Source organism: Duganella guangzhouensis (assembly GCF_009674535.1).
GTDB lineage: Bacteria > Pseudomonadota > Gammaproteobacteria > Burkholderiales > Burkholderiaceae_D > Rugamonas > Rugamonas guangzhouensis.
Genome location: NZ_WKJK01000012.1, coordinates 183,361 through 202,560 on the forward strand (window position 1 = coordinate 183,361; position 19,200 = coordinate 202,560).

The 19,200-nt window shown below is 64.7% G+C and carries 15 protein-coding genes; 4 read left to right on the forward strand and 11 right to left on the reverse strand.

All coding sequences use genetic code 11. From position 1 onward, the window contains the following. Positions 1-7: 7 nt before the first annotated feature. The 3 genes from pyrR to GJ699_RS22300 are packed head-to-tail and all read right to left on the reverse strand — an operon-like array spanning position 8 to position 1,557. A complete protein-coding gene (gene pyrR, locus GJ699_RS22290; RefSeq protein WP_154380406.1) occupies positions 8-514 on the reverse strand; it encodes a bifunctional pyr operon transcriptional regulator/uracil phosphoribosyltransferase PyrR in 507 nt (168 codons plus the stop codon). Then, a complete protein-coding gene (ruvX, locus tag GJ699_RS22295; RefSeq protein ID WP_154380408.1) occupies positions 511-900 on the reverse strand; it encodes a Holliday junction resolvase RuvX in 390 nt (129 codons plus the stop codon). Before ruvX ends, pyrR begins: the two co-directional genes overlap by 4 nt. Further along, positions 901-1,557: a YqgE/AlgH family protein gene (locus GJ699_RS22300; RefSeq protein ID WP_154380410.1), complete on the reverse strand. Its 657-nt coding sequence runs from the start codon at positions 1,555-1,557 to the stop codon at positions 901-903. Positions 1,558-1,712: 155 nt separating this feature from the next. Between GJ699_RS22300 and GJ699_RS22305 the strand changes: the two genes are divergently transcribed. Then, the gene (locus GJ699_RS22305; RefSeq protein WP_154380412.1) at positions 1,713-3,149 is read left to right on the forward strand and encodes a cryptochrome/photolyase family protein; all 1,437 of its coding nucleotides are present in this window, start codon (positions 1,713-1,715) and stop codon (positions 3,147-3,149) included. On the opposite strand, the gene GJ699_RS22310 is transcribed toward GJ699_RS22305, so the two are convergent. The 6 genes from GJ699_RS22310 to GJ699_RS22335 are packed head-to-tail and all read right to left on the reverse strand — an operon-like array spanning position 3,133 to position 12,831. Next, on the reverse strand, positions 3,133-8,928 hold the full coding sequence (locus GJ699_RS22310) for a hybrid sensor histidine kinase/response regulator (protein WP_154380414.1): 5,796 nt from the start codon (positions 8,926-8,928) through the stop codon (positions 3,133-3,135). The genes GJ699_RS22305 and GJ699_RS22310 overlap by 17 nt on opposite strands. 24 nt (positions 8,929-8,952) lie before the next feature. Then, positions 8,953-11,280 (reverse strand): methyl-accepting chemotaxis protein, encoded by a 2,328-nt coding sequence (locus GJ699_RS22315; protein ID WP_154380416.1) that lies wholly within the window; start codon positions 11,278-11,280, stop codon positions 8,953-8,955. Positions 11,281-11,308: 28 nt separating this feature from the next. Continuing rightward, positions 11,309-11,845 carry a chemotaxis protein CheW gene (locus GJ699_RS22320; RefSeq protein ID WP_154380504.1) on the reverse strand — a complete coding sequence of 179 codons (537 nt, stop codon included), beginning with the start codon at positions 11,843-11,845 and terminating at the stop codon, positions 11,309-11,311. A 5-nt stretch (positions 11,846-11,850) separates the two neighbouring features. Next, complete coding sequence (locus GJ699_RS22325; protein ID WP_154380418.1) at positions 11,851-12,213, reverse strand: response regulator transcription factor; 363 nt, start codon at positions 12,211-12,213, stop codon at positions 11,851-11,853. 17 nt (positions 12,214-12,230) lie between these two features. Continuing rightward, positions 12,231-12,623: a response regulator gene (locus GJ699_RS22330; RefSeq protein WP_154380420.1), complete on the reverse strand. Its 393-nt coding sequence runs from the start codon at positions 12,621-12,623 to the stop codon at positions 12,231-12,233. Positions 12,624-12,678: 55 nt separating this feature from the next. Next, the gene (locus GJ699_RS22335; protein ID WP_092275808.1) at positions 12,679-12,831 is read right to left on the reverse strand and encodes a rubredoxin; all 153 of its coding nucleotides are present in this window, start codon (positions 12,829-12,831) and stop codon (positions 12,679-12,681) included. A 95-nt stretch (positions 12,832-12,926) separates the two neighbouring features. Here GJ699_RS22335 and thiD point away from each other — a divergent pair, with 95 nt between their 5' ends. From thiD to GJ699_RS22350, 3 genes are read left to right on the forward strand one after another with little or no spacing between them, the layout of a single operon-like run. Continuing rightward, positions 12,927-13,775, forward strand: a complete 849-nt coding sequence (thiD, locus tag GJ699_RS22340; RefSeq protein ID WP_371867629.1) for a bifunctional hydroxymethylpyrimidine kinase/phosphomethylpyrimidine kinase — start codon at positions 12,927-12,929, stop codon at positions 13,773-13,775. A gap of 22 nt (positions 13,776-13,797) precedes the next feature. After that, positions 13,798-15,084, forward strand: coding sequence for a glutamate-1-semialdehyde 2,1-aminomutase (gene hemL, locus GJ699_RS22345; RefSeq protein ID WP_154380424.1), 1,287 nt, complete (start codon positions 13,798-13,800; stop codon positions 15,082-15,084). A 49-nt stretch (positions 15,085-15,133) separates the two neighbouring features. Further along, positions 15,134-16,072: a DUF4351 domain-containing protein gene (locus GJ699_RS22350; RefSeq protein WP_195763622.1), complete on the forward strand. Its 939-nt coding sequence runs from the start codon at positions 15,134-15,136 to the stop codon at positions 16,070-16,072. Positions 16,073-16,076: 4 nt separating this feature from the next. Here the strand turns inward: GJ699_RS22350 and GJ699_RS22355 are convergent, their stop codons facing one another. Beyond that, the gene (locus GJ699_RS22355) at positions 16,077-17,387 is read right to left on the reverse strand and encodes an ABC transporter ATP-binding protein (RefSeq protein ID WP_154380428.1); all 1,311 of its coding nucleotides are present in this window, start codon (positions 17,385-17,387) and stop codon (positions 16,077-16,079) included. 10 nt (positions 17,388-17,397) lie between these two features. Then, the gene (locus tag GJ699_RS22360) at positions 17,398-19,128 is read right to left on the reverse strand and encodes an ABC transporter permease (protein WP_154380430.1); all 1,731 of its coding nucleotides are present in this window, start codon (positions 19,126-19,128) and stop codon (positions 17,398-17,400) included. Positions 19,129-19,200: the final 72 nt, after the last annotated feature.

Consider the following 19,200-nt stretch of genomic DNA (forward strand, 5'->3'; position numbering starts at 1 on the left):
CTAAACGTTACTCGATAGTTAGCGTGAATTTGTCGTCGTCGGTGCGCTTCAGCACCAGTGCCTGGCCCGCAGGGACAGCCACCTTGGCAGCGACGAAATCGGCCGCCACCGGCAGTTGGCGCTCGCCGCGGTCGACCAGCGCCGCCAGCATGATGCGCGCCGGGCGGCCGTAGTCGAACAGCTCGTTGATGGCGGCGCGGGTGGTGCGGCCTGTGTACAGCACGTCATCCACCAGCAGGATGTTGGCGGCCGCCACGTCGAAGCCGATGTTGGTCGGCTTGACGTCGGCCGTCAAGCCCTTCTTGGCGTAATCGTCGCGGTAGAAGGACACGTCCAGCACGCCGCAGCGCGCCGACAGGCCGAGGTCAGCCGCGAGACGCTCGGCGATCCAGGCGCCGCCCGAATGAATGCCGACAATGGCAACATCCGGCACGCCGGCCAGGCCGGCTTTCACATCGGCCAGCAGGGTCGCGTACAGCGCCTCGGCATCGAGTTGGTGGGGGTTCAGAGTCATAGGGAGTCGAAGTATTGTTGCAGAATGATGGCGGCGGCGCGGTCGTCGATGACCTCGCCGCGCTTGGCCGAAATCACGGCCGAGGAATAGCGCTCGTCGACCAGCTCCACCGGCAGGTTGAAGCGGCCGTTCAATTGATTAGCAAAACGGCGCGCCCGCGCCGTCATTTCGTGTTCATTGCCGTCCGGGTGCATCGGCAGCCCGACCACCAGCCGCGCCGGCTTCCATTCGTCCAGCAGCTTCTGGATGTCGGCGAAACGGGTGGCGTTGTCGATCGCGTTGATGACCTTCAGGGGTTCCGCCTGGCGCAGCATGGTGTTCCCCATGGCCACGCCGATCCGTTTAACGCCGAAATCGAAAGCGAAAATGGTGTCGATACCGCTCATTTAGGCGTGACCCGCCTCGGATGTCAGCATCAAGGGATCGATGCCCAACAGGCGCATGGCGGCGGTGTAGCGTTCCTCGATCGGCAGGCTGAACAGGATTTCGGGATCGGCGCCCACCGTCAGCCAGCCGTTGCGGCCGATTTCCTCTTCCAGCTGGCCCGGGCTCCAGCCCGAGTAGCCGATCGACACCAGCATGCGCGACGGACCGTCGCCGGCCGCCACCGCTTCCAGCACGTCGATCGAGGTGGTGAAGGCGATATCCTTGGTCACCGTCAGCGACGACGAATAGCGCGGGCCGGGCGTGTGCAGCACGAAGCCGCGATCGTCCTGCACCGGGCCGCCGAACATGATCGGTTCATCGTCATGGCCTTCCAGGCCATCCTCGACCTTGAGATCGATGCGCTCGAACAGCGTGTGCATGGTCATGTCGGTCGGTTTGTTGATGACAACGCCAAGCACGCCATTTTCATTGTGTTCGCAAACATACACCACCGTGCCGCCGAAAATCGGATCTTGCATGGATGGCATTGCAATTAAGAAATGATTAGCCAGATTGAGGGCTTGGGCCGATACGGCGCCGAATGGTTCCAAGGAATCGCCGGCATCCTGCAGGACGCCGGGTACAGGTAGAGTTTTGCCTATTTTGCTCTTCTTCATACAAGTTGCTCTCTCTGCTGGGGTGCGTGTTCTTTCTGTGCTGCTGACAATTACTGTAGTATTCGCGCGGCTAGCAACTCTGTTTTACCCGCTAGTTTACACTGAAACGCGGGTGCAGCCATGATTGCGTCCCACACAAGCTTGACACAGACCGAATGAAACTGACTTCCTCCCTCGTATGGCTGCGGCGCGACCTGCGCGTGTTCGACCACGTGGCCTTGCATCAGGCGCTGCTGGCCAGCGACAAGGTGTATTGCGTTTTTGTCTACGACACCACGATCCTGGACAGCCTGCCGCGCCGCGACCGCCGGGTCGATTTCATCCACGCCAGCATTGCCGAGGTAGCGGCGGAATTACAACAGTTGGGCGGCCATTTGATCATCCGCCACGGCGATCCGGTGCAGGAAATTCCGGCGCTGGCGGACGAACTCGGCGTGCAGGCGGTGTTCTGCAACCACGATTATGAACCGCAAGCGATGGAACGCGACGCCACGGTGGACGCGGCGCTGCAAGCGGCCGGGCGCAAGTTCTACAGCTATAAAGACCAGGTGATTTTCGAGCGCAGCGAGGTGCTGTCGCAGACCGGCGGCGTGTTCTCGGTGTTCACGCCGTACAAGAACGCCTGGCTGAAAAAGCTGGCGGCCGATCCGTCGGTGCTGGCGCCGTACAACATCGAACCGCACGCGGCGCGACTGGCGGCGCCGCCGGCCGATGCGCCGCCACTGCCGACGCTGGCCGAGCTCGGCTTCGAAGCGAGCAACCTGGCCGAACTGAAAATCCCGACCGGCATGTCCGGCGCGGCCCAGCTGTTCGACGATTTCCTCAAGCGCATCGCGGACTACAACGTGACGCGCGATTTCCCTGCGGTGAAGGGGCCGTCCTACCTGTCGATTCACTTCCGTTTCGGTACGCTGTCGGTGCGCCACATGGTGCGCACGGTGCTGGACCTGCAGGAACGCGGTGGCGGCGGTGAAGGCGCGGCGGTGTGGCTGTCGGAACTGATCTGGCGCGAGTTCTACGCCATGATTTTGTATCACCACCCGCACGTGGTCGGCGCCGCGTTCAAGCCGGCCTACGACGCCATCGAATGGGAAACCGGGCCCGAAGCGGACGAGATGTTCGCCGCCTGGTGCGAAGGCCGCACCGGCTATCCGCTGGTGGATGCCGCCATGCTGCAGCTGAACCGCACCGGCTGGATGCACAACCGCCTGCGCATGGTGACGGCCTGCTTCCTGATCAAGGATCTGGGCATAGACTGGCGCCGTGGCGAAGCATATTTCGCGCTGCATCTGAACGATTTCGACCTGGCCTCCAACAACGGCGGCTGGCAGTGGGCTTCGTCCTCGGGTTGCGATGCGCAGCCTTACTTCCGCATCTTCAATCCGGTGACGCAGTCGCAGAAGTTCGACGCCCAAGGTAAATTCATCCGCCGCTATCTGCCGCAGCTGAAGTCTTTGAGCGACAAGGAAATCCACGCGCCGTGGGACGCGCCGCGCATGCTGGCGCCGGACTACTGGCCACCAGTGGTGATGCACGACGAAGCGCGCAAGCTGACGCTTGAGCGCTACGAGGTGGTCAAGAAGCCTGCTTGAGCAGGCCGCTGATCGCTTCCAGCAGCACGTCTTCCTGATATGGCTTGCCGAAGTAGGCATTCACACCCAGCTCCAGTGCCACGTTGCGGTGTTTGTCGGCGCTGCGCGAAGTAATCATGATGATGGGGATGGCGCGCGTGCTGTCGTCGCCGCGCACGTTGCGGGTCAGGTCAAAGCCGTCCATGCGCGGCATCTCGATATCGACCAGCATCAGGTCTGGCCGTGATTCCTGGATTTGCTCCAGCGCGTCGACGCCGTCCTTGGCCAGCGCCACTTTGTAGCCTTCACGCTCCAGCAGGCGCTGGGTGACGCGGCGCACGGTCAGCGAATCGTCCACCACCATGATGGTGCGGCCCAGCTGCGGCAGCGCCGCCGGACTGTCGACCGCCACCTGCGCGTAGTGCGGCTTGGCTTCCGGGTGGTGCGCCAGATGCTGGACCAGCGCCACCGGGTTCAGGATCAACACGATGTCGCCAGTACCCAGCACCGTGGCGCCGGCAATGCCGACCATGCGCGACAGCTGCGGGCCGATGTTCTTGATGACCACCTCGCGGTTGCCCAGTACTTCATCCACTTGCAGCGCCAGGCGCTCGTTGCCGTTCTTGAGCATCATCACCGGAGCGGAACGCTGCACCGGCGGTTGGGCGGCGTCGCCCAGCAGCGTTGGCAGGTATTCCATGCCGTTGGCGCGGGCTTCGGCCAGCGCGGCTTCCTTCATCTGCAGCACCTGTTCGACCAGAATCGCCGGCAGCGCGTAAGTCTTGCCACCGGCGGCCAGCAGCACTACCTGCGTGACGGCCAGCGTCAGTGGCAGGCGGATGGTGAAGCGTGTGCCCTGTCCGGGCACCGAGTACAGGTCGACGCGGCCGCCCAATGCTTGCGCCTCCGACTGCACCACGTCCATGCCGACGCCGCGCCCGGACAGTTCGGTCAGGGTGTCGGCGGTGGAGAAGCCGGGTTCGAAAATCAGGTCGGCGATCTGGGCGTCGCTGGCTTCGTCGTCCTCGTCCAGCAGGCCGACGCTGAGGGCTTTGGCCTTGATGCGTTCCAGATCGAGGCCGCCGCCGTCATCGCTGAATTCGATCACGACTTCGTTGCCTTCCTGTGCCACCTGCACCAGCAGTTCGCCGGTTTCGTTTTTGCCGGCGGCGGCGCGGGCGGCGCGCGCTTCGACGCCGTGGGCGATGGCGTTGCGCAGCAGGTGTTCAAATGGCGCGGCCATGCGTTCCAGCACGCTGCGATCCAGTTCCACCGTGCTGCCACGGATGTCGAGGTTGACGCGCTTGTCGACGTCCTTGGCGCTCTGGCGGGCGACGCGGAACAGGCGTTCGGAGATGCTGCCGAAGGGGACCATGCGGACCCGCATCAGGTCACGCTGCAGGTCACGTGTCAGGCGGGCTTGCTGGGTCAGGTCGCTGTGGGCGTTGTCGACGCTGCGGGTCAGGCTTTCGTGGAAGCTGGCGACGTCGTTGACGCTTTCGGCTATCATGCGGGTCAATTCTTGCAGGCGCGTGAAGCGGTCGAATTCGAGCGGGTCGAATTCGCGGTCGCTGGAGATGGCCATGCGGGAGGCGATCTGCGATTCGGCCTGCATTTCGACTTCGCGCAGTTGGCGGCGCAAGCGACCCAGGTTGTCGGAGAAGTCGGCCAGTGAGGCGCGCAGGGTTTCGACTTCGTTTTCCAGCTTGGAGCGCGAGATCGAGACTTCGCCGGCCTGGTTGACCAGCCGGTCCAGGATGTCGGCGCGGACGCGGACCAGCGGAGAGCGGACGGCGGCTTGCGGGTCGTCGATGCCGGCGGCCAGCGGTGGCGCGGCGTTTTGCGCGGCGCCTTGGCCTGCGGCTGCGGCGTGCGCGCCAGGCGCCTCGTCGGCGGCGGACATGGCTGGCGATGTTGCGTGCCCGGTGCCAGCGTCCAGCGCGGCGACGTTGTCGGCCAGGCCGGCGATGGCGTCTGGGTGTTGCAGCTGTTCGAACAGCAGTAGCGCGTGGTCGTAGTGGGCCAGCAGTTCGTCGAAGGCTTGCGGCGTGGCGGAGCCGGCGTGCACCATGTTTTCGATGTGGGTTTCGATTTCATGGCAGTGCTGGCCGAGGCGCATGGCGCCGGCCATGCGGGCGCTGCCCTTCACGGTGTGCAGCAGGCGTAGCAGGCTTTGGGCTTGGGCGGTGTCGGCGGGATTGTGCTGCCAGGTGCGCAGCGCTTCGCCCACTTGCGGCAGCAGATCGGCGCCTTCTTCGAGGAAGACGGGCAGCAGGTCGGGGTCCAGCTCATCGTGGAACAGCGCAGGCGCGGCGGCCAGGATTTCCGCTTCGGCCGGCGCCAGGGCGATAACCTCGGTCTCCAGCGAAGGTTCATCAAGCGCCACCAGCTCCGGCTCGACGTCGCGCGACTCAACCGCAGGCGCGGGCTGCTCGGCAGGCTCGTGCTCCGTCGCGGCGACCGGCGGCTCGGCCGATGCTGGCGCTTCCTCGGCGGGCGCCCGCGTCGGCTCCGCGTGCTCTGGCTCCATCGCGGTGACCGGCGGCTCGGCCAGTGCGGCCGCCTGCTCGGCTGATGCTGGCGTCGGCTCGACGGGCTCGAGCTCGGGCTCCGCTGCGGCGATGGGCGGCTCGGCCGGTGCCGGCGCGTCCTCGGCGGGTGCGAGTTCCGGCTCGCTGGCGGCGGGGGGCGGCATTTCGGTTTCGGCGACGGGTGCGGCCGGCGTGGGCGCCAGCGGTTCGGCGATCTTCAATGGCGGCTCGGCAAACGCATCGTCAAACGCGGCGTTGAACAGATCGTCGATACCATCGTCCACATGCACTTCCGGCTTCTTCTTCACCGGCGGCGCCACCGGCGCCTCCGACTCCGGCACCGTCCCGCTGATCGCGTTGTAGACCTCCCTGAACAGCTGATCCAGCGCCGACTCCTGCTCCTCGACCGGTGCCGCAGTCAGACCATCCATAGTCTCCGCCACCAGATCATCCAGCCGCGCCTCGATCTCATTGCTGGCCGCCGGCGGCGTCACCATCAACTCATCGCGCAGACCATGCAGCGCGCCGATCAACTCCGGCTGCGCCTCCGGCAAATCACCCGCCGCAAAGCTTTGCAGCATCTGCCGAATACGCTGCATCGTAAAGTCCAGCAAATCATGCTGCGCCTGATCCAGATGCGGCGCCGGCGGCAGCAACACCTCCAACGTCGACTCCAGCGCCAGCGCCAACTCACGCAACGCCTTGAAGCCCACCGTGCCCGACGTGCCGGCCAGCGTATGCGCCGCCTGCAGAGCATCCGGATTCACCGGCCGGCGCGGCTCATGCCGCCACTCGCCGAAATCCTGCACCAGCTTGCGCACCAGATCATCCGACTCATGCAGATAGATGTTGTACAGCGGCAGAGGAATCTCCAACTCGCCGATATGCTTCACATTATCGTCACGCTGCAGCGCCGGCGGCGACACGGTCGGGAACTCGATCACATTGCCAAGCGCAGTCGCCGGCGCTGCAGCAGGCGCAGGCGGCGGCTCGATCAGCTCCTCCGCCGGCAGCACCTCCGGCAATCCAGCCTCGCCACCATCCAGCACCCGCGCAGCCGCAGCCACCAGCGCATCCGCATTGCGTGCCGAAACGCCTTGCGCCACCAGCTCCGCCACCCAGGCCGCCATCTCGCGCTCCGCGCCCTCCAGCAGCTCGAACAGCGCATCCGTGGCCGGCCGTCCCTCACCCAGCCACACATTCATCACCTTCTCGATGGCGTAGGCCGCATCGGCAAACTGATTCAGACCCACCATCCGCCCGCTGCCCTTCAGCGTATGGAAGGAGCGCCGCAACATGCTCAGATTCTCGTCCGTGCGCGGCTGCGCCAGCGTCGAATCGACAAACACCAGCACCTCCTGCGCCTCGGAGATAAAGATCTCCAACAGCTCCGCCTCCACCGCCGCATCACTGGCGGCGGGCGGCGGCGCCTCGGTCGGCATCGCCACCGGCGCCGGTGCCGGCACTTCCTCCTCCAGCAGCGGAATCGCGCCCGACGCCGCCATCTTCTTGAACGGCACCGAACGGAAACTGCCCTGCTCCGCATCGAACGCAAAGCGCTCACGCGCGCCGTCCGCATTCTGCGCCAGCATGTCGACAAAGAAGCCCAGCGCGCCCACGTTCTGCGCGATATCATCCAGCGCCTTCGGCTCCGCCGCCGGATCACCTTCGCCGCGCGCCAGCGCCAGCACCGCCGACTTCACATGCAGCGCCGCCCGCATCGCATCATCCTGATCCAGCACCGCCAACGCGCCCTGTAACTGATGCAGCACCGGCTCCAGCTCCAGCAGCGACGCGCGCTTGGCCGGATCGGCGTAATAATCGTCCAGCACCTTTTCCACCTGACGCAGGCCGGCCTTCATCTCGGTCGCCAGTGCCACCGCCGTATCGTCCTGCTGCAGCTGATGCGCCAAGCCTTGCTGCCACTGCGCCGGTTCCGGCGGCGTCTGGCCGCCCACCAGCGCCAGCAGACGCGCGCCTATGGTGTCGGCATGCGCGGCAAAATCATCCGGCAGATGGCGGATGTGCTGCAGACCATGTTCGGCAAACAGCAAAGCGGTGGCCATCTCCAGCGCCAATTCTTCGCTGCGGCCGGCCGACACCGCGCGCCGCGCCACCTCCGCCAGTTGGCGCAGCAAGGCGCCCAGCGCCGGCAGGTTCAGCTTCTCGCACTCCGTCGCCACCGTCTGCAGCGACGCATCGAAGGCCGCATCCAGGTCGGGATCGATCTCCGCCGCCGCCAGCCGGTCCCACGCCGACTTGGCCTGGGCGATGCCGGCCTTGGCACGCTCCAGCGCTTCGGTATCGACCTGGCCATAGCGACGGGTTTCATAATCCGTCGGCGCCAGGCCATCCAGCGCAAACGCCGCGCGCAACTGGCGCACCGTGGCCGATGCCGATTCCGCGCCTGCGGTGGCGACGAAGAACAGCGCGTCGCGCAGCATCGCTTCCGGCTGCGCCGCCGTACCCTGGCTCAAACGGCGGATCTGCAGATTGATCAGGCCAAACAGCTGCTTCACATACAGCCCGCCAGCCAGTTGGCCACCGGCCACCAGCTCCGCAAATCCCTGCATCGCCAGCCAGAACGCGCGCGCCTGGCCGTCCTGCTGCGCATTGGCCACCTGCTCCACCGCGTCCAGCAGTGCCGCCGCGTGCTCCTGCTGCTGCGCCGGATCGGTCGCCTTCATGTACGGCAGCAGCGCGCGTTCGAAGCGCTGGCGGCAGGCCGCGTAATCCGGCGCGGCGGCATCGGCCGCACCATCGGCCGCCTCGGCGCCGGCCGACAACGGCAGGCGCACCGGCTGCGACAGGTCCGGGAAGAACAGATCGGCCGGGTGGATGCGCTCCGCCCCCATCATCTCCAGCACCGCGCGGTAATACGGGAACAGCCTGGCCGGCTGCGACGACGCGCCCTGCAGCAGCTCTTCCAGATACTCCACCAGCGCCTGATACAGCTGCGCCACGGTCTGCGCGTGATCGGTCGAGCACTTCAGCGTGCCGGCCTTGAAGCGGTCCAGCGCCGCCTCGGCCACTTCGGTCATCAGGCTGACGCCATCCACGTCCACCATCTGCAGCGCGCCATGCGCCTGATGCAGGTGCGACTTCGCATGCTGCAGCTGGGTGGCCTGATCTTCCGGCTCGCGGCCGCCCGCCTCAAACAGCGCGGTGCGCGAACGGGCCAGCGACTCGCGGATTTCCACCATCACCCACGACAGCGGGCCGGTGTCCAAAGGCGGTTGCGGCGGAGTCGAAAAATCAGTTGTGGTCATGCTGGTCTCGGCCTTTCAATAGCGTCACGCGATGCGGAATCGCGCCACCGAATTCTTCAATTCCTGCGCCAGCACCGACAGCTTGTGAATCGACTGTGCGGTCTGCTGGGTTCCGTCCTGGGTCTGCTGGGTCACGCTCAGGATGTGCTGGATGTTGTGCGCCACGCCGGATGCCGACGTGGCCTGCTGCCCGGTCGCCAGCGAGATGCCGGAGATCAGCTCCGCCAGACGATTCGACACCTGCGAAATATCGTGCAGCGCCGCGCCGGCCGCGTCGGACAGGCGCGCGCCCTCGACCACGCCCTGGGTCGATTTTTCCATCGCCGCCACCGCGTCGTGGGTGTCGGTCTGAATCGCGCGCACCAGCGCGCCGATCTGCTTGGCCGCTTCGGCCGAACGTTCCGCCAGCCGCTGCACCTCCTCCGCCACCACCGAGAAGCCGCGTCCCGCCTCGCCGGCCGACGCGGCCTGAATCGCGGCGTTCAGCGCCAGCACGTTGGTCTGCTCGGTGATGTCCGAAATCAGCTCGGTGATCTCGCCAATCTCCTGCGACGATTCACCCAGCCGCTTGATGCGCTTGGAGGTGTCCTGGATTTGCTCGCGAATCTCGTGCATGCCCTTGATGGCGTTTTCCACCGCAGTCGAACCCTGACGCGCCGCCGCCACCGATTGCCGCGCCACGTCGGCCGATTCGCTGGCCGAGCGCGACACGTCGGTGATCTCGTTGGCCATCTTCACCACCGTCGACGACGCGTCCTGAATCTCGCGCGACTGCTGCTGCGAAGCGTTCAGCAGATCGGTGGAGATGCTCTGCGCGTGCGTCGAGGCGCGCGTTACCTGCTCGGCGGTGGCGGTAACCCGGCCCACCAGCCCGCGCAACTCTTCCACCGTGTAGTTGACCGAGTCGGCGATGGCGCCGGTGATGTCCTCGGACACCGTGGCCTGCACCGTCAAGTCGCCGTCCGCCACTTCCTGCAGTTCGTTCATCAGGCGCAGAATCGCAGCCTGATTCTGGTCGTTCATGGCTTTGGCTTCTTCTTCCTTTTTCTGCGCCTGCTGGCGCATCGCTTCCGCTTCCTGGCGGCGGCGTTCAGCGCCGCGCGTGCGGTTGTAGGAATCGCTCAGCAGCACGCGGCCGATGGCGGCCGCCGTCACCAGCGTCAGCATGCCGCCCGCCACCATCAGCCAGAAGGTGATATCCAGCGAATCCTGGTTCTCGCGATAGCTTTGCTGCAGCACGCTTAAACGCTGGCGCAGCGCTTCATTGTCGTTGAAGATCAGCTGCTCGGCCGCTTTGGCGGCGGCGAATTTATCCAGCTTGTCCAGCACCGCCGTCACCAGTTTCTGGTATTCCTCGAATTCGTTTTGCAGCTCGCTGAATTTGGCGCGCAGGTCCGGCTCGCGCACCGCCGCCAGTCCCTGTTGCGGACTGCCGTTGAGGAAGCCATCGACGGTATTGCGGAATACGGTGGTGTCGCGCCCCAGCTGGAACGCGGTTTCGGAGCTGATGCCGCCGGCGGTGAGGAATTCGCTGGCGCCACGGCTCATGCGCTGGGTCAGCATGGTCAGCTTGCCGAGCGCCGCGATCTCGCGCGCCGAGCCGCCGCGCTGCACCTTGAGCGCCAGGATGTCTTCACTGCGGATCAGCAGGTCGGGCGACATCGCGTTCAGCTTCTGCACCGTCTTGTCCATGCCGCTCAGGTCAGCCTTCAGCGTCAGGATGGTGCCGGCGGCGAGGTCGGTCGCGGTCCACTGCTTGCGCGCGGACGCCACCACGGTGGCGATGTCCGCATTCGGCTCACCGATCGAGCGCCCCTGGTATTTGCCGCCGCTGGTCATCAGCTTGATGTCGTTGGTGAGTTCCTTGCGGCTCTCCTCCAGCTGGCGGAAGCCTTCGGCGCTGCCCTGCACCGCGTTCGGTGCGGCCTTGCCGATGCGCTGCGAGTGCATCAGCGCGTCGCTGGCGACCTGGGTCTGTGCCGAGCGGTTGGCGCTGTGGATGGTGTTGAGCGCGACGAATACCGCGCTGGCGCCAAGCGATACCGCCAGTGCGGTCGACAGCACGCTCAGTTGGCGCTGCGCCGGCAGATGGCCGATCAGTGGCAGCTTGAAACTGGCGGCGGCATCGTCGGCGGCCGGGGCGGCGGCGCGGCGGCGGCCCAGCGCGTCGCGCAAGCGCAGCGGCGCGGCATCGGCGTCGTCGGCCGGTGGCGCGGCGGCTGGCGTCCCCGCAGTCGCCCCCGTGCGCGCCTGCAGAAACTGTGAGTCACCAAATTCTGAATTCGCAGCCAGATCCGCTCCCTGGCCGGCGCTCCGGTCGCCGCGCGATAAAAAACCCAACTTGAAAGCCATACACCCTCTCCGGATTAGTGTTTGCCTGCTATACCAGTCCTACCTGTACAAAACGGGGTTCCCGCACCAGCTGCGTCAAATCGATGCGGCTCCACTGCTGGCCATCGGCCTCGCGGAACTGCTGGCGGCACCAGGCCGGCGCGCCGTCCGCCGCCGGCGTCTCTTCCATGTCGGCCAACTTGCGCAGCCCCAGCACGCGCTCAACCAGCAGCGCACAGTTGAAGCCCAGCGCCGGCGCAAAACTGATCAAACGGCGCTCGGCCGGCGCGGCCTCGCCACCGCCCAGCCCCTGATAACGCGCCAGGTCGATCACCCCGGTCAGATTGCCGCGCAGGTTGACCAGGCCCAGATACCAGTCCTGCGTCAGCGGCACCGGCGTGGCCGGCTGCAGCGGCACGATCTCGCTGATCTGGGTCAGGTCCAGCAGGCACAGACGGCCGCCCACCATCACCCCCAGCTCACGGCCGCCGACTGCCTCGCCGCTGCGCGCGGCCTGCATGCGTTCCAGCAGCTGCACCTGATACTGGCGCAAACGGCTGCGGCGTTCCGGCGTCTGGCTGGCCATCGTGCTCACAGGGCCGCGATCTTGGCCAGCAGTTCGGCCGGATCGACCGGCTTGACCAGATAGTCCTTGGCGCCCTGGCGCATGGCCCAGATGCGGTCGGTCTCCTGGTTTTTGCTGGAGCAGATGATGATCGGCACATCCTTCAGCTCCGGATCGCGGCCGATGGTGCGCGTGACCTGGAAGCCGTTCGCGCCCGGCATCACCACATCCATCAGGATCAGTTCCGGTTTGTCGGCTTTAATCTTCAGCAGCGCTTCCTCGCCGCTTTCCGCCACCGCCACCGTGTAGCCGCTACGGGTCAGCAAGTCGCTGAGGTAATAGCGTTCGGTGGGCGAGTCGTCGACGATCAGGATTCGGTGTATGGCCATTGTTTCCCCCGGCTTTATTATTCTGTCGCGACAGCGCCGCCGGTGTGCTCGCGCACCGCGGTCAGCAGGCTGTCTTTGGTAAAAGGTTTGGTCAGGTAGGCGACGGCGCCCACCATGCTGCCGCGCGCGCGGTCGAACAGGCCGTCCTTGGAGGACAGCATCAGGACCGGCGTGGCGTGGAATTTGGCGCTTTTTTTAATCAGCGCGCAGGTCTGGTAGCCGTCCAGGCGCGGCATCAGGATGTCGCAGAAGACCAGCGCCGGATGATGGTCGTTGATCTTGGCCAGCGCATCGAAGCCGTCTTCGGCCAGCACCACCTGGTAGCCGGCCTGGGTCAGGAAGATCTCGGCGGAGCGACGAATCGTGCTGCTGTCGTCGATCACCATGATTTTCAGGGGCGTAGAGGTCATATTGGATTCGCTAAGATGAGACTACACCATAGCATAGGGCGGCCATGCCCGGGATTCAGATGGCGACCATCTCGAAATCGTCCTTGCGGGCGCCGCATTCCGGGCAGCTCCAGTTCATCGGCACGTCGGCCCAACGGGTGCCGGGGGCGATGCCTTCGTCCGGCAGGCCGGCTTCCTCATCGTAGATCCAGCCGCAGATCAGGCACATCCAGGTCTGGAACTCCTGCGTTGTTTCGTTGCTACTCACGTTATGCCACCCTCAATCAAGTAAAATGCCGAATTAGATATCTTAATCTACCCGCCGTGCAAAACCAAACTTCTCCTCTCATTCTCAGTTTTGGCGCCGCCGACCCGGCCGGCGCCTGCGGTGTCCAGGCCGACCTGGCAGCTTTTTCCGCCCTCTCCTGCACCGGGCTGGCGGTCACCACGGCGTTGCTGATCGGCGACAGTGCCGGCGTCGAAGACGCCCAGGACATCGATCCTGACTGGGTGGCCGACCAGGCCCGCGTGCTGCTGGAAGACATGACCATGGCCGCCTTCAAGGTGGGCGCCATCACCAATGTCGAACAGGTGGCGGCGGTGGCCGAGATTTTGTCCGACTATCCGGACGCGCCGCTGATCCTCGATCCTTTCAGCTCACGTCTGCCGGCACCGGCCGACGACGACGCCGACGAGCTGCTGACCGCGATCCGCCAGCTGCTGGTGCCGCAGGCCACGTTGCTGATGCTGTCGCAGGTGGAGCTGGGCCGGCTGGCCGAAACCTGGCGCGAAGCCGGCGAACAGGGTGAAGCCGGCGAGGTCGATACGCTGATCTCGGACGTCGAACATCTGCTGGCCCTGGGCTGCGAATTCGTGCTGCTGACCGGCACTGCGGGCAGCAACTCCAATTCGCTGGCCAACACGCTGTACGGCGCCGATGGTGTCATCAGCCACGACGCCTGGCAGCATCTGACCGGGCCATTCATCGGCGCCGGCGGCACGCTGTCGGCGGCGCTGACCGCCTTCATGGCGCGCGGCGCCGAGGTGCCGGAAGCAGTGGCGGCCGCGCAGGAGTACACTGTGGGCGCGCTGGCCCATGCCCAGCGCTACGGCATGGGCAAGTTCGTGCCGAACCGATTTTTCCATCTGCAGTCCGCTGAAGACATGCAGTGAGCAAGCTAAGAAAGATGCCATCATGACTACGATTTCCAAGAACGACCAGCTGTTTGAACGCGCCCAGAAAACCACCCCGGGCGGCGTCAACTCGCCGGTGCGCGCCTTCCGTTCGGTGGGCGGCACGCCGCGCTTCATCACCCGCGCCGAAGGCCCGTACTTCTGGGACGCGGACGGCAAGCGCTATATCGATTACATCGGTTCCTGGGGCCCGGCGATTGTCGGACACGCCCATCCCGAGGTGGTGAAGGCGGTGCAGGAAGCGGCCACGCGTGGCCTGTCGTTCGGCGCGCCGACCGAAGGCGAAATCGAGATGGCCGAAGAAATCGTGCGCCTGGTGCCGTCGCTGGAGCAGGTGCGGCTGGTGTCGTCCGGCACCGAGGCCACCATGAGCGCGCTGCGCCTGGCGCGCGGCGCCACTGGCCGCGACAAGATCGTCAAATTCGAAGGCTGCTACCACGGCCACGCCGATTCGCTGCTGGTCAAAGCCGGCAGCGGCCTGCTGACCTTCGGTAATCCGACTTCGGCCGGCGTGCCGGAGGACTTCGTCAAGCACACGCTGGTCCTCGACTACAACAACGTGCAGCAGATTGAAGAAGCATTCGCCAACTTCGGTGACGAAATCGCCTGCGTGATCGTGGAGCCGGTGGCCGGCAATATGAACCTGATCAAAGCCAGCGTGCCGTTCCTGCAAGCGCTGCGCGAGCTGTGCACCAAGCATGGCGCGCTGCTGATTTTCGACGAAGTGATGTGCGGCTTCCGCGTGGCGCTGGGCGGCGCGCAGGAACTGTACGGCATCAAGCCGGACCTGACCGCGCTGGGCAAGGTGATCGGCGGCGGTTTGCCGGTGGCGGCCTTTGGCGGCAGCACCGCGCTGATGAGCAAGATGTCGCCGGTGGGCGCGGTCTACCAGGCTGGCACGCTGTCGGGCAATCCGGTAGCGGTGGCGGCCGGCATGACCACGCTGAAGCTGATCCAGCAGCCGGGTTTCTACGACCAGTTGAGCGCGTCGGCGGCGCGACTGGCGGCCGGTCTGACGGCGGCGGCCAAGGAAGCCCATGTGGCGTTCTGCGCCGATTCGGTGGGCGGCATGTTCGGTCTGTACTTCAGCGTGACACCGCCGAACAACTACGCCGAGATGATGGCCGGCGACCGCGAGCGCTTCAACAAATTCTTCCACGCCATGCTGGACGAAGGCGTGTACTTCGCACCGGCCGCGTTTGAAGCCGGCTTCGTCTCGATCCAGCACAGCGACGAAGTGATCGACGAAACCATCGCCGCCGCCCGCCGCGTGTTCGCCAAGCTGTAATTTGTAGTACCTCAATATGGCCGGCATGCGCCGGCCATACTCTGGCGGAATGACCTCCGCCACTCCCCCTGCCCGCTACGACCTGCCCTGGAAAACCGCGCTGACGCACGCGTTCCGGGAGTTCATGGATTTCTTTTTCCCCAACATCAGCACCGAGATCGATTGGTCGAAACGGCCACGCTTCCGCGACAAGGAGCTGGCCCGGCTAGGTTTCGGTCAGACGTCGAACTACTTAGTGGCTGACAAGCTGATCGAAGTTCTTCTACGCGATGGCAGCATGAGCTGGGTGCTAGTGCACGTGGAAATCCAGGCGCAACGCGATCCTGAACTACCGCGCCGCATTCTCGACTATAACTACACCATCTTCTACGAATACAAACAACCGGTGAGCAGCATGGTGGTGCTCGGGGATGATGATCCCGACTGGCGCCCTAACTCTTTCTACAACGAACTGTTTGGAACGAAGATGGGTATTGAGTTCTCCACCACCAAGCTGGCGGACTATGCGGAACGAACTGAGGAATTGGCCGCGTCGGACAACCCATTCGCGCTGGTCACGCTGGCCCATCTGCGGACACAACAAGCGCGCCACAATCCGGATCAGCTCCTCGCGGCAAAATGGCAACTGACCAAGCTACTGTTCCAACATGGCTGGAACAAGGAGCGCATAATCGTGCTATTCAAAGTGATTAACTGGATGATGGCCCTGCCTGAGCCTCAATTGCAGCGCTACTGGCAGCAAGTTGGTCAACTGGAAAAGGAGGAAACAATGGAACTCATCCCACTGGAGCAAATGTGGCTCGACCAAGGTCTTGAGAAAGGACGCAAGGAAGGCGCCGCCCTCGTGCTAGAGCGTCAACTCACCCACCGCTTTGGGCCGCTGCCGAAAACCATCCAGAAGAAACTAGAGAAGGCCGATGTGGAACAGCTCGCGGCCTGGGGCGCCGCTGTACTGGACGCCCAAAAGCTGAAACAGGTGTTTGAATAGTGCGTCAGTCCGCAGCTGGCTGGTCCTCTTCCGGCAACTGAATCACGCCGGTGTTGAAGTTGTACTCGAACAGGTCGCCGTAACGGCCCCACTCGATCGCCACCCGCAGCGCGCGCTCGGCCTCTTCCTCGCTCAATGTGAAGCGCAGCAGCTTGAGGAACAAATCCTCCGGCAAATCGCCCGACTTGTCCTGCTGCAGACCATGGCAGATGTAAGCGATCAACGGCACATGCTCCAGTAACTGCTTGCCAAACATCTCCTGCCGCTCGATATTGCTGGCCTTGACGTAGCGCCCACCCAGCTCCGTCATCAGAATGTCGCCGTTGGTCAGATAGGCAAAGCCCAGCAGCAGCAAGGCATTCAGCACCTCCAGCAACTCGGCGTCGGTCAGCTCGGTCTCTTCAGCGATCTTCGGCAGGTCGGCGCGGCCGTGGAACGGCTCCTCGGCCAGCGTCTCCAGAATACCTTCCATGTGCGCGATATCGGCCTGCGGCAGACGGTCGCCCAGCTGCAGCTTGACCTCCTTCTCGCTGATCAAACCACCGCGACGCGAACTGGCCGTCATCAACTCATACACCTTGTCGATCAGCTGACGCACCTCGTTGCTCTCGGCCTTGCGCGGCTGCGGCAGCGAAATCGGCAGCTCGGCGCGCACCCGGCCCGGATCGCTGGCGAAGATCAGCACCCGGTCCGCCATCATCACCGCTTCCTCGATATTGTGCGACACCACCAGAATCGCCTTGGTCGGAATCTGCCCCGACTGCCACAGCTCCAGAATCTCTTCGCGCAGACGCTCGCCGGTCAGCACATCCAGCGCCGAAAACGCCTCGTCCATCAGCAGCACTTCCGGCTCCATCACCAGCGCGCGGGCGATGCCGACCCGTTGACGCATGCCACCCGACAGCTCGCGCGGCAACGCGCCCTCGAAGCCGGACAAGCCAATCAACTCGATCACTTTCTCGGCACGGCGCGCCCGTTCTTCCGGCGCCATGCCCTGCGCTTCCAGCCCCAGCTCGACGTTCTTCTGCACCGTCAGCCACGGGAACAGCGCAAACGACTGGAACACCATGCGAATCCCGCGCGCCGTGCCATACAAGGGCATGCCGCGATACAGCACCTGGCCGTCATCGGCCTGGATCAGCCCCGCCATGATGCGCAACATGGTCGACTTGCCGGAACCGGACTGGCCCAGCAGCGCCACGATCTCGCCCTCGCGCAGCGTGAAGTCCACGCCTTCCAGCACCGAGCGCTTGGACCCGTCGGCACCACGGAAGTGCTTGCCGACGGCTTTCAGTTCAACGATAGGAGTACTCATGATTCTGTTCCTAGAAATGCAGCCGGCTTTCGGCCATGGTGTACAAACGGCGCCAGACGAAATGGTTGAAGCCCATGACGAAGATGCACATGATGCCGGTGCCCAGGGCGATGCGCGGGAAATCGCCGGTCGCGGTCATTTCGGCGATGTAGCTGCCGATGCCGTGCGCCTTCAGCGTGGTCGGCCCCCAGCTGACCAGCTCGGACACGATGGCGGCGTTCCACGAGCCGCCCGACGCGGTAATGGCGCCGGTGACAAAGCTGGGGAAGATGGCCGGCAACAGGTAGCGGCGCCACTTCAGCCAGCCGCTCAGGCCGAAATTCTTGGCCGCGTGGCGCAGCTCGGTCGGGATGGTCGAGGCGCCGGCGATCACGTTAAACAGCAAATACCACTGGGTGCCCAGGATCATCAGCGGCGACAGCCAGATGTCCGGGTTCAGGTGGTAGCGCACGATGATGATCACCGCCACCGGGAACACCATATTGGCCGGGAACGCCGCCAGGAACTGCGCCACCGCCTGGGTGCGCGAGGCCCAGCGCGGATTCATGCCGATCCAGATCCCGACCGGCACCCACACCATGGCCGCCAGCGCCAGCAGCACCACCACCCGCAGCATGGTGTACACACCCAGCATCACCACATGGCCCACCTCGCCCCAGCCGACTTCGGTCCGGATGAAATGCACCAGGCTCCACAGCGCATAAAACACCACCGCCGCGATCACCGCATCCCACACCCGCTGCGGCACCAGCGACGGCTGGTCCTTGCGGGCGCGGATCGAGGTGCCGTCGTGCGACAGCCGGAACACCGCGATCGAGCGCGACAACTGATGACCGAACCACTCGACTATCTGCTGGGTGCGCTCGGTGCGGCGCAGCCAGGTCAGCAACCACGACGATTGTGCGGTGTCGCCGCCGGTTTCCTCGAAGCGGAACTTGTCGGCCCAGGCCAGCAGCGGGCGGAAGAACAGCTGGTCGTAGGCCAGCACCGCGATCAACATCGCAAAGATGGCCCAGCAGATCGCGCTCAGGTTGCTCTGCTCGATCGCCAGCGCGATGTAGGAACCCATGCCCGGCAACTTGATATTCTGGTTCGAGACCGAAATCGCTTCCGAGGCCACCACGAAGAACCAGCCGCCGGACATCGACATCATCATATTCCACAGCAGGCCGGGCATGGCGAACGGCAGTTGCAAACGCCAGAAGCGCTGCCAGCCGGACAGCTGGAACACATGCGCCGCTTCCGACAGTTCGGCCGGCACGGTGCGGAAGCCCTGGTAGGCGGAGAACGCCATATTCCAGGCTTGCGAGGTAAAGATGGCAAAGATCGCCGCGCACTCCACCCCCAGCAGATTGCCGGGAAATAGCGCGATGAAGGCGGTCACGGTGATCGACAGGAAACTCAGGATAGGGATCGATTGCAGAATGTCGAGCAGCGGCACCAGCACTTTTTCCGCCACCCGGTACTTGGTGGTGAGCGCCGCGAACACGCAGCTGAACACCATCGACGCGCCCAGCGCAATGAACATGCGCAGCGTGGTACGCAGCAAATAATACGGCAGGTTGCTCGGGTCGAGCGACAGCGCCAGCGGTTGGCCCACTTCATATGGCCGCACCATCTGCTGGCTGCCATAGGCCATCAGCACGAACACCGCCAGCACGATGGGCAGCAGCGCCCAATCCCAGCGGTTACCGCCGGCTTCCACCACCTGGCGGGGGAAAAATTGCCGTTTCTTATTCATTGTTATTTCTTTCTCAAAGCGACAGGAGGGGTCGCGTGGAGACCAAGGGAGGGAGCTGTGCCACACAGCCCG

Coding starts and splice junctions, on each gene's coding strand:
- GJ699_RS22335 (WP_092275808.1), bottom strand. CDS start 12,831: ATGTGCCTGATCTGCGGCTGGATCTACGATGAGGAAGCCGGCCTGCCG.
- GJ699_RS22310 (WP_154380414.1), bottom strand. CDS start 8,928: ATGACCACAACTGATTTTTCGACTCCGCCGCAACCGCCTTTGGACACC.
- GJ699_RS22360 (WP_154380430.1), bottom strand. CDS start 19,128: ATGAATAAGAAACGGCAATTTTTCCCCCGCCAGGTGGTGGAAGCCGGC.
- ruvX (WP_154380408.1), bottom strand. CDS start 900: ATGAGCGGTATCGACACCATTTTCGCTTTCGATTTCGGCGTTAAACGG.
- GJ699_RS22320 (WP_154380504.1), bottom strand. CDS start 11,845: ATGGCCAGCCAGACGCCGGAACGCCGCAGCCGTTTGCGCCAGTATCAG.
- GJ699_RS22355 (WP_154380428.1), bottom strand. CDS start 17,387: ATGAGTACTCCTATCGTTGAACTGAAAGCCGTCGGCAAGCACTTCCGT.
- GJ699_RS22325 (WP_154380418.1), bottom strand. CDS start 12,213: ATGGCCATACACCGAATCCTGATCGTCGACGACTCGCCCACCGAACGC.
- GJ699_RS22330 (WP_154380420.1), bottom strand. CDS start 12,623: ATGACCTCTACGCCCCTGAAAATCATGGTGATCGACGACAGCAGCACG.
- hemL (WP_154380424.1), top strand. CDS start 13,798: ATGACTACGATTTCCAAGAACGACCAGCTGTTTGAACGCGCCCAGAAA.
- GJ699_RS22315 (WP_154380416.1), bottom strand. CDS start 11,280: ATGGCTTTCAAGTTGGGTTTTTTATCGCGCGGCGACCGGAGCGCCGGC.
- GJ699_RS22305 (WP_154380412.1), top strand. CDS start 1,713: ATGAAACTGACTTCCTCCCTCGTATGGCTGCGGCGCGACCTGCGCGTG.
- pyrR (WP_154380406.1), bottom strand. CDS start 514: ATGACTCTGAACCCCCACCAACTCGATGCCGAGGCGCTGTACGCGACC.
- GJ699_RS22300 (WP_154380410.1), bottom strand. CDS start 1,557: ATGAAGAAGAGCAAAATAGGCAAAACTCTACCTGTACCCGGCGTCCTG.
- GJ699_RS22350 (WP_195763622.1), top strand. CDS start 15,134: ATGACCTCCGCCACTCCCCCTGCCCGCTACGACCTGCCCTGGAAAACC.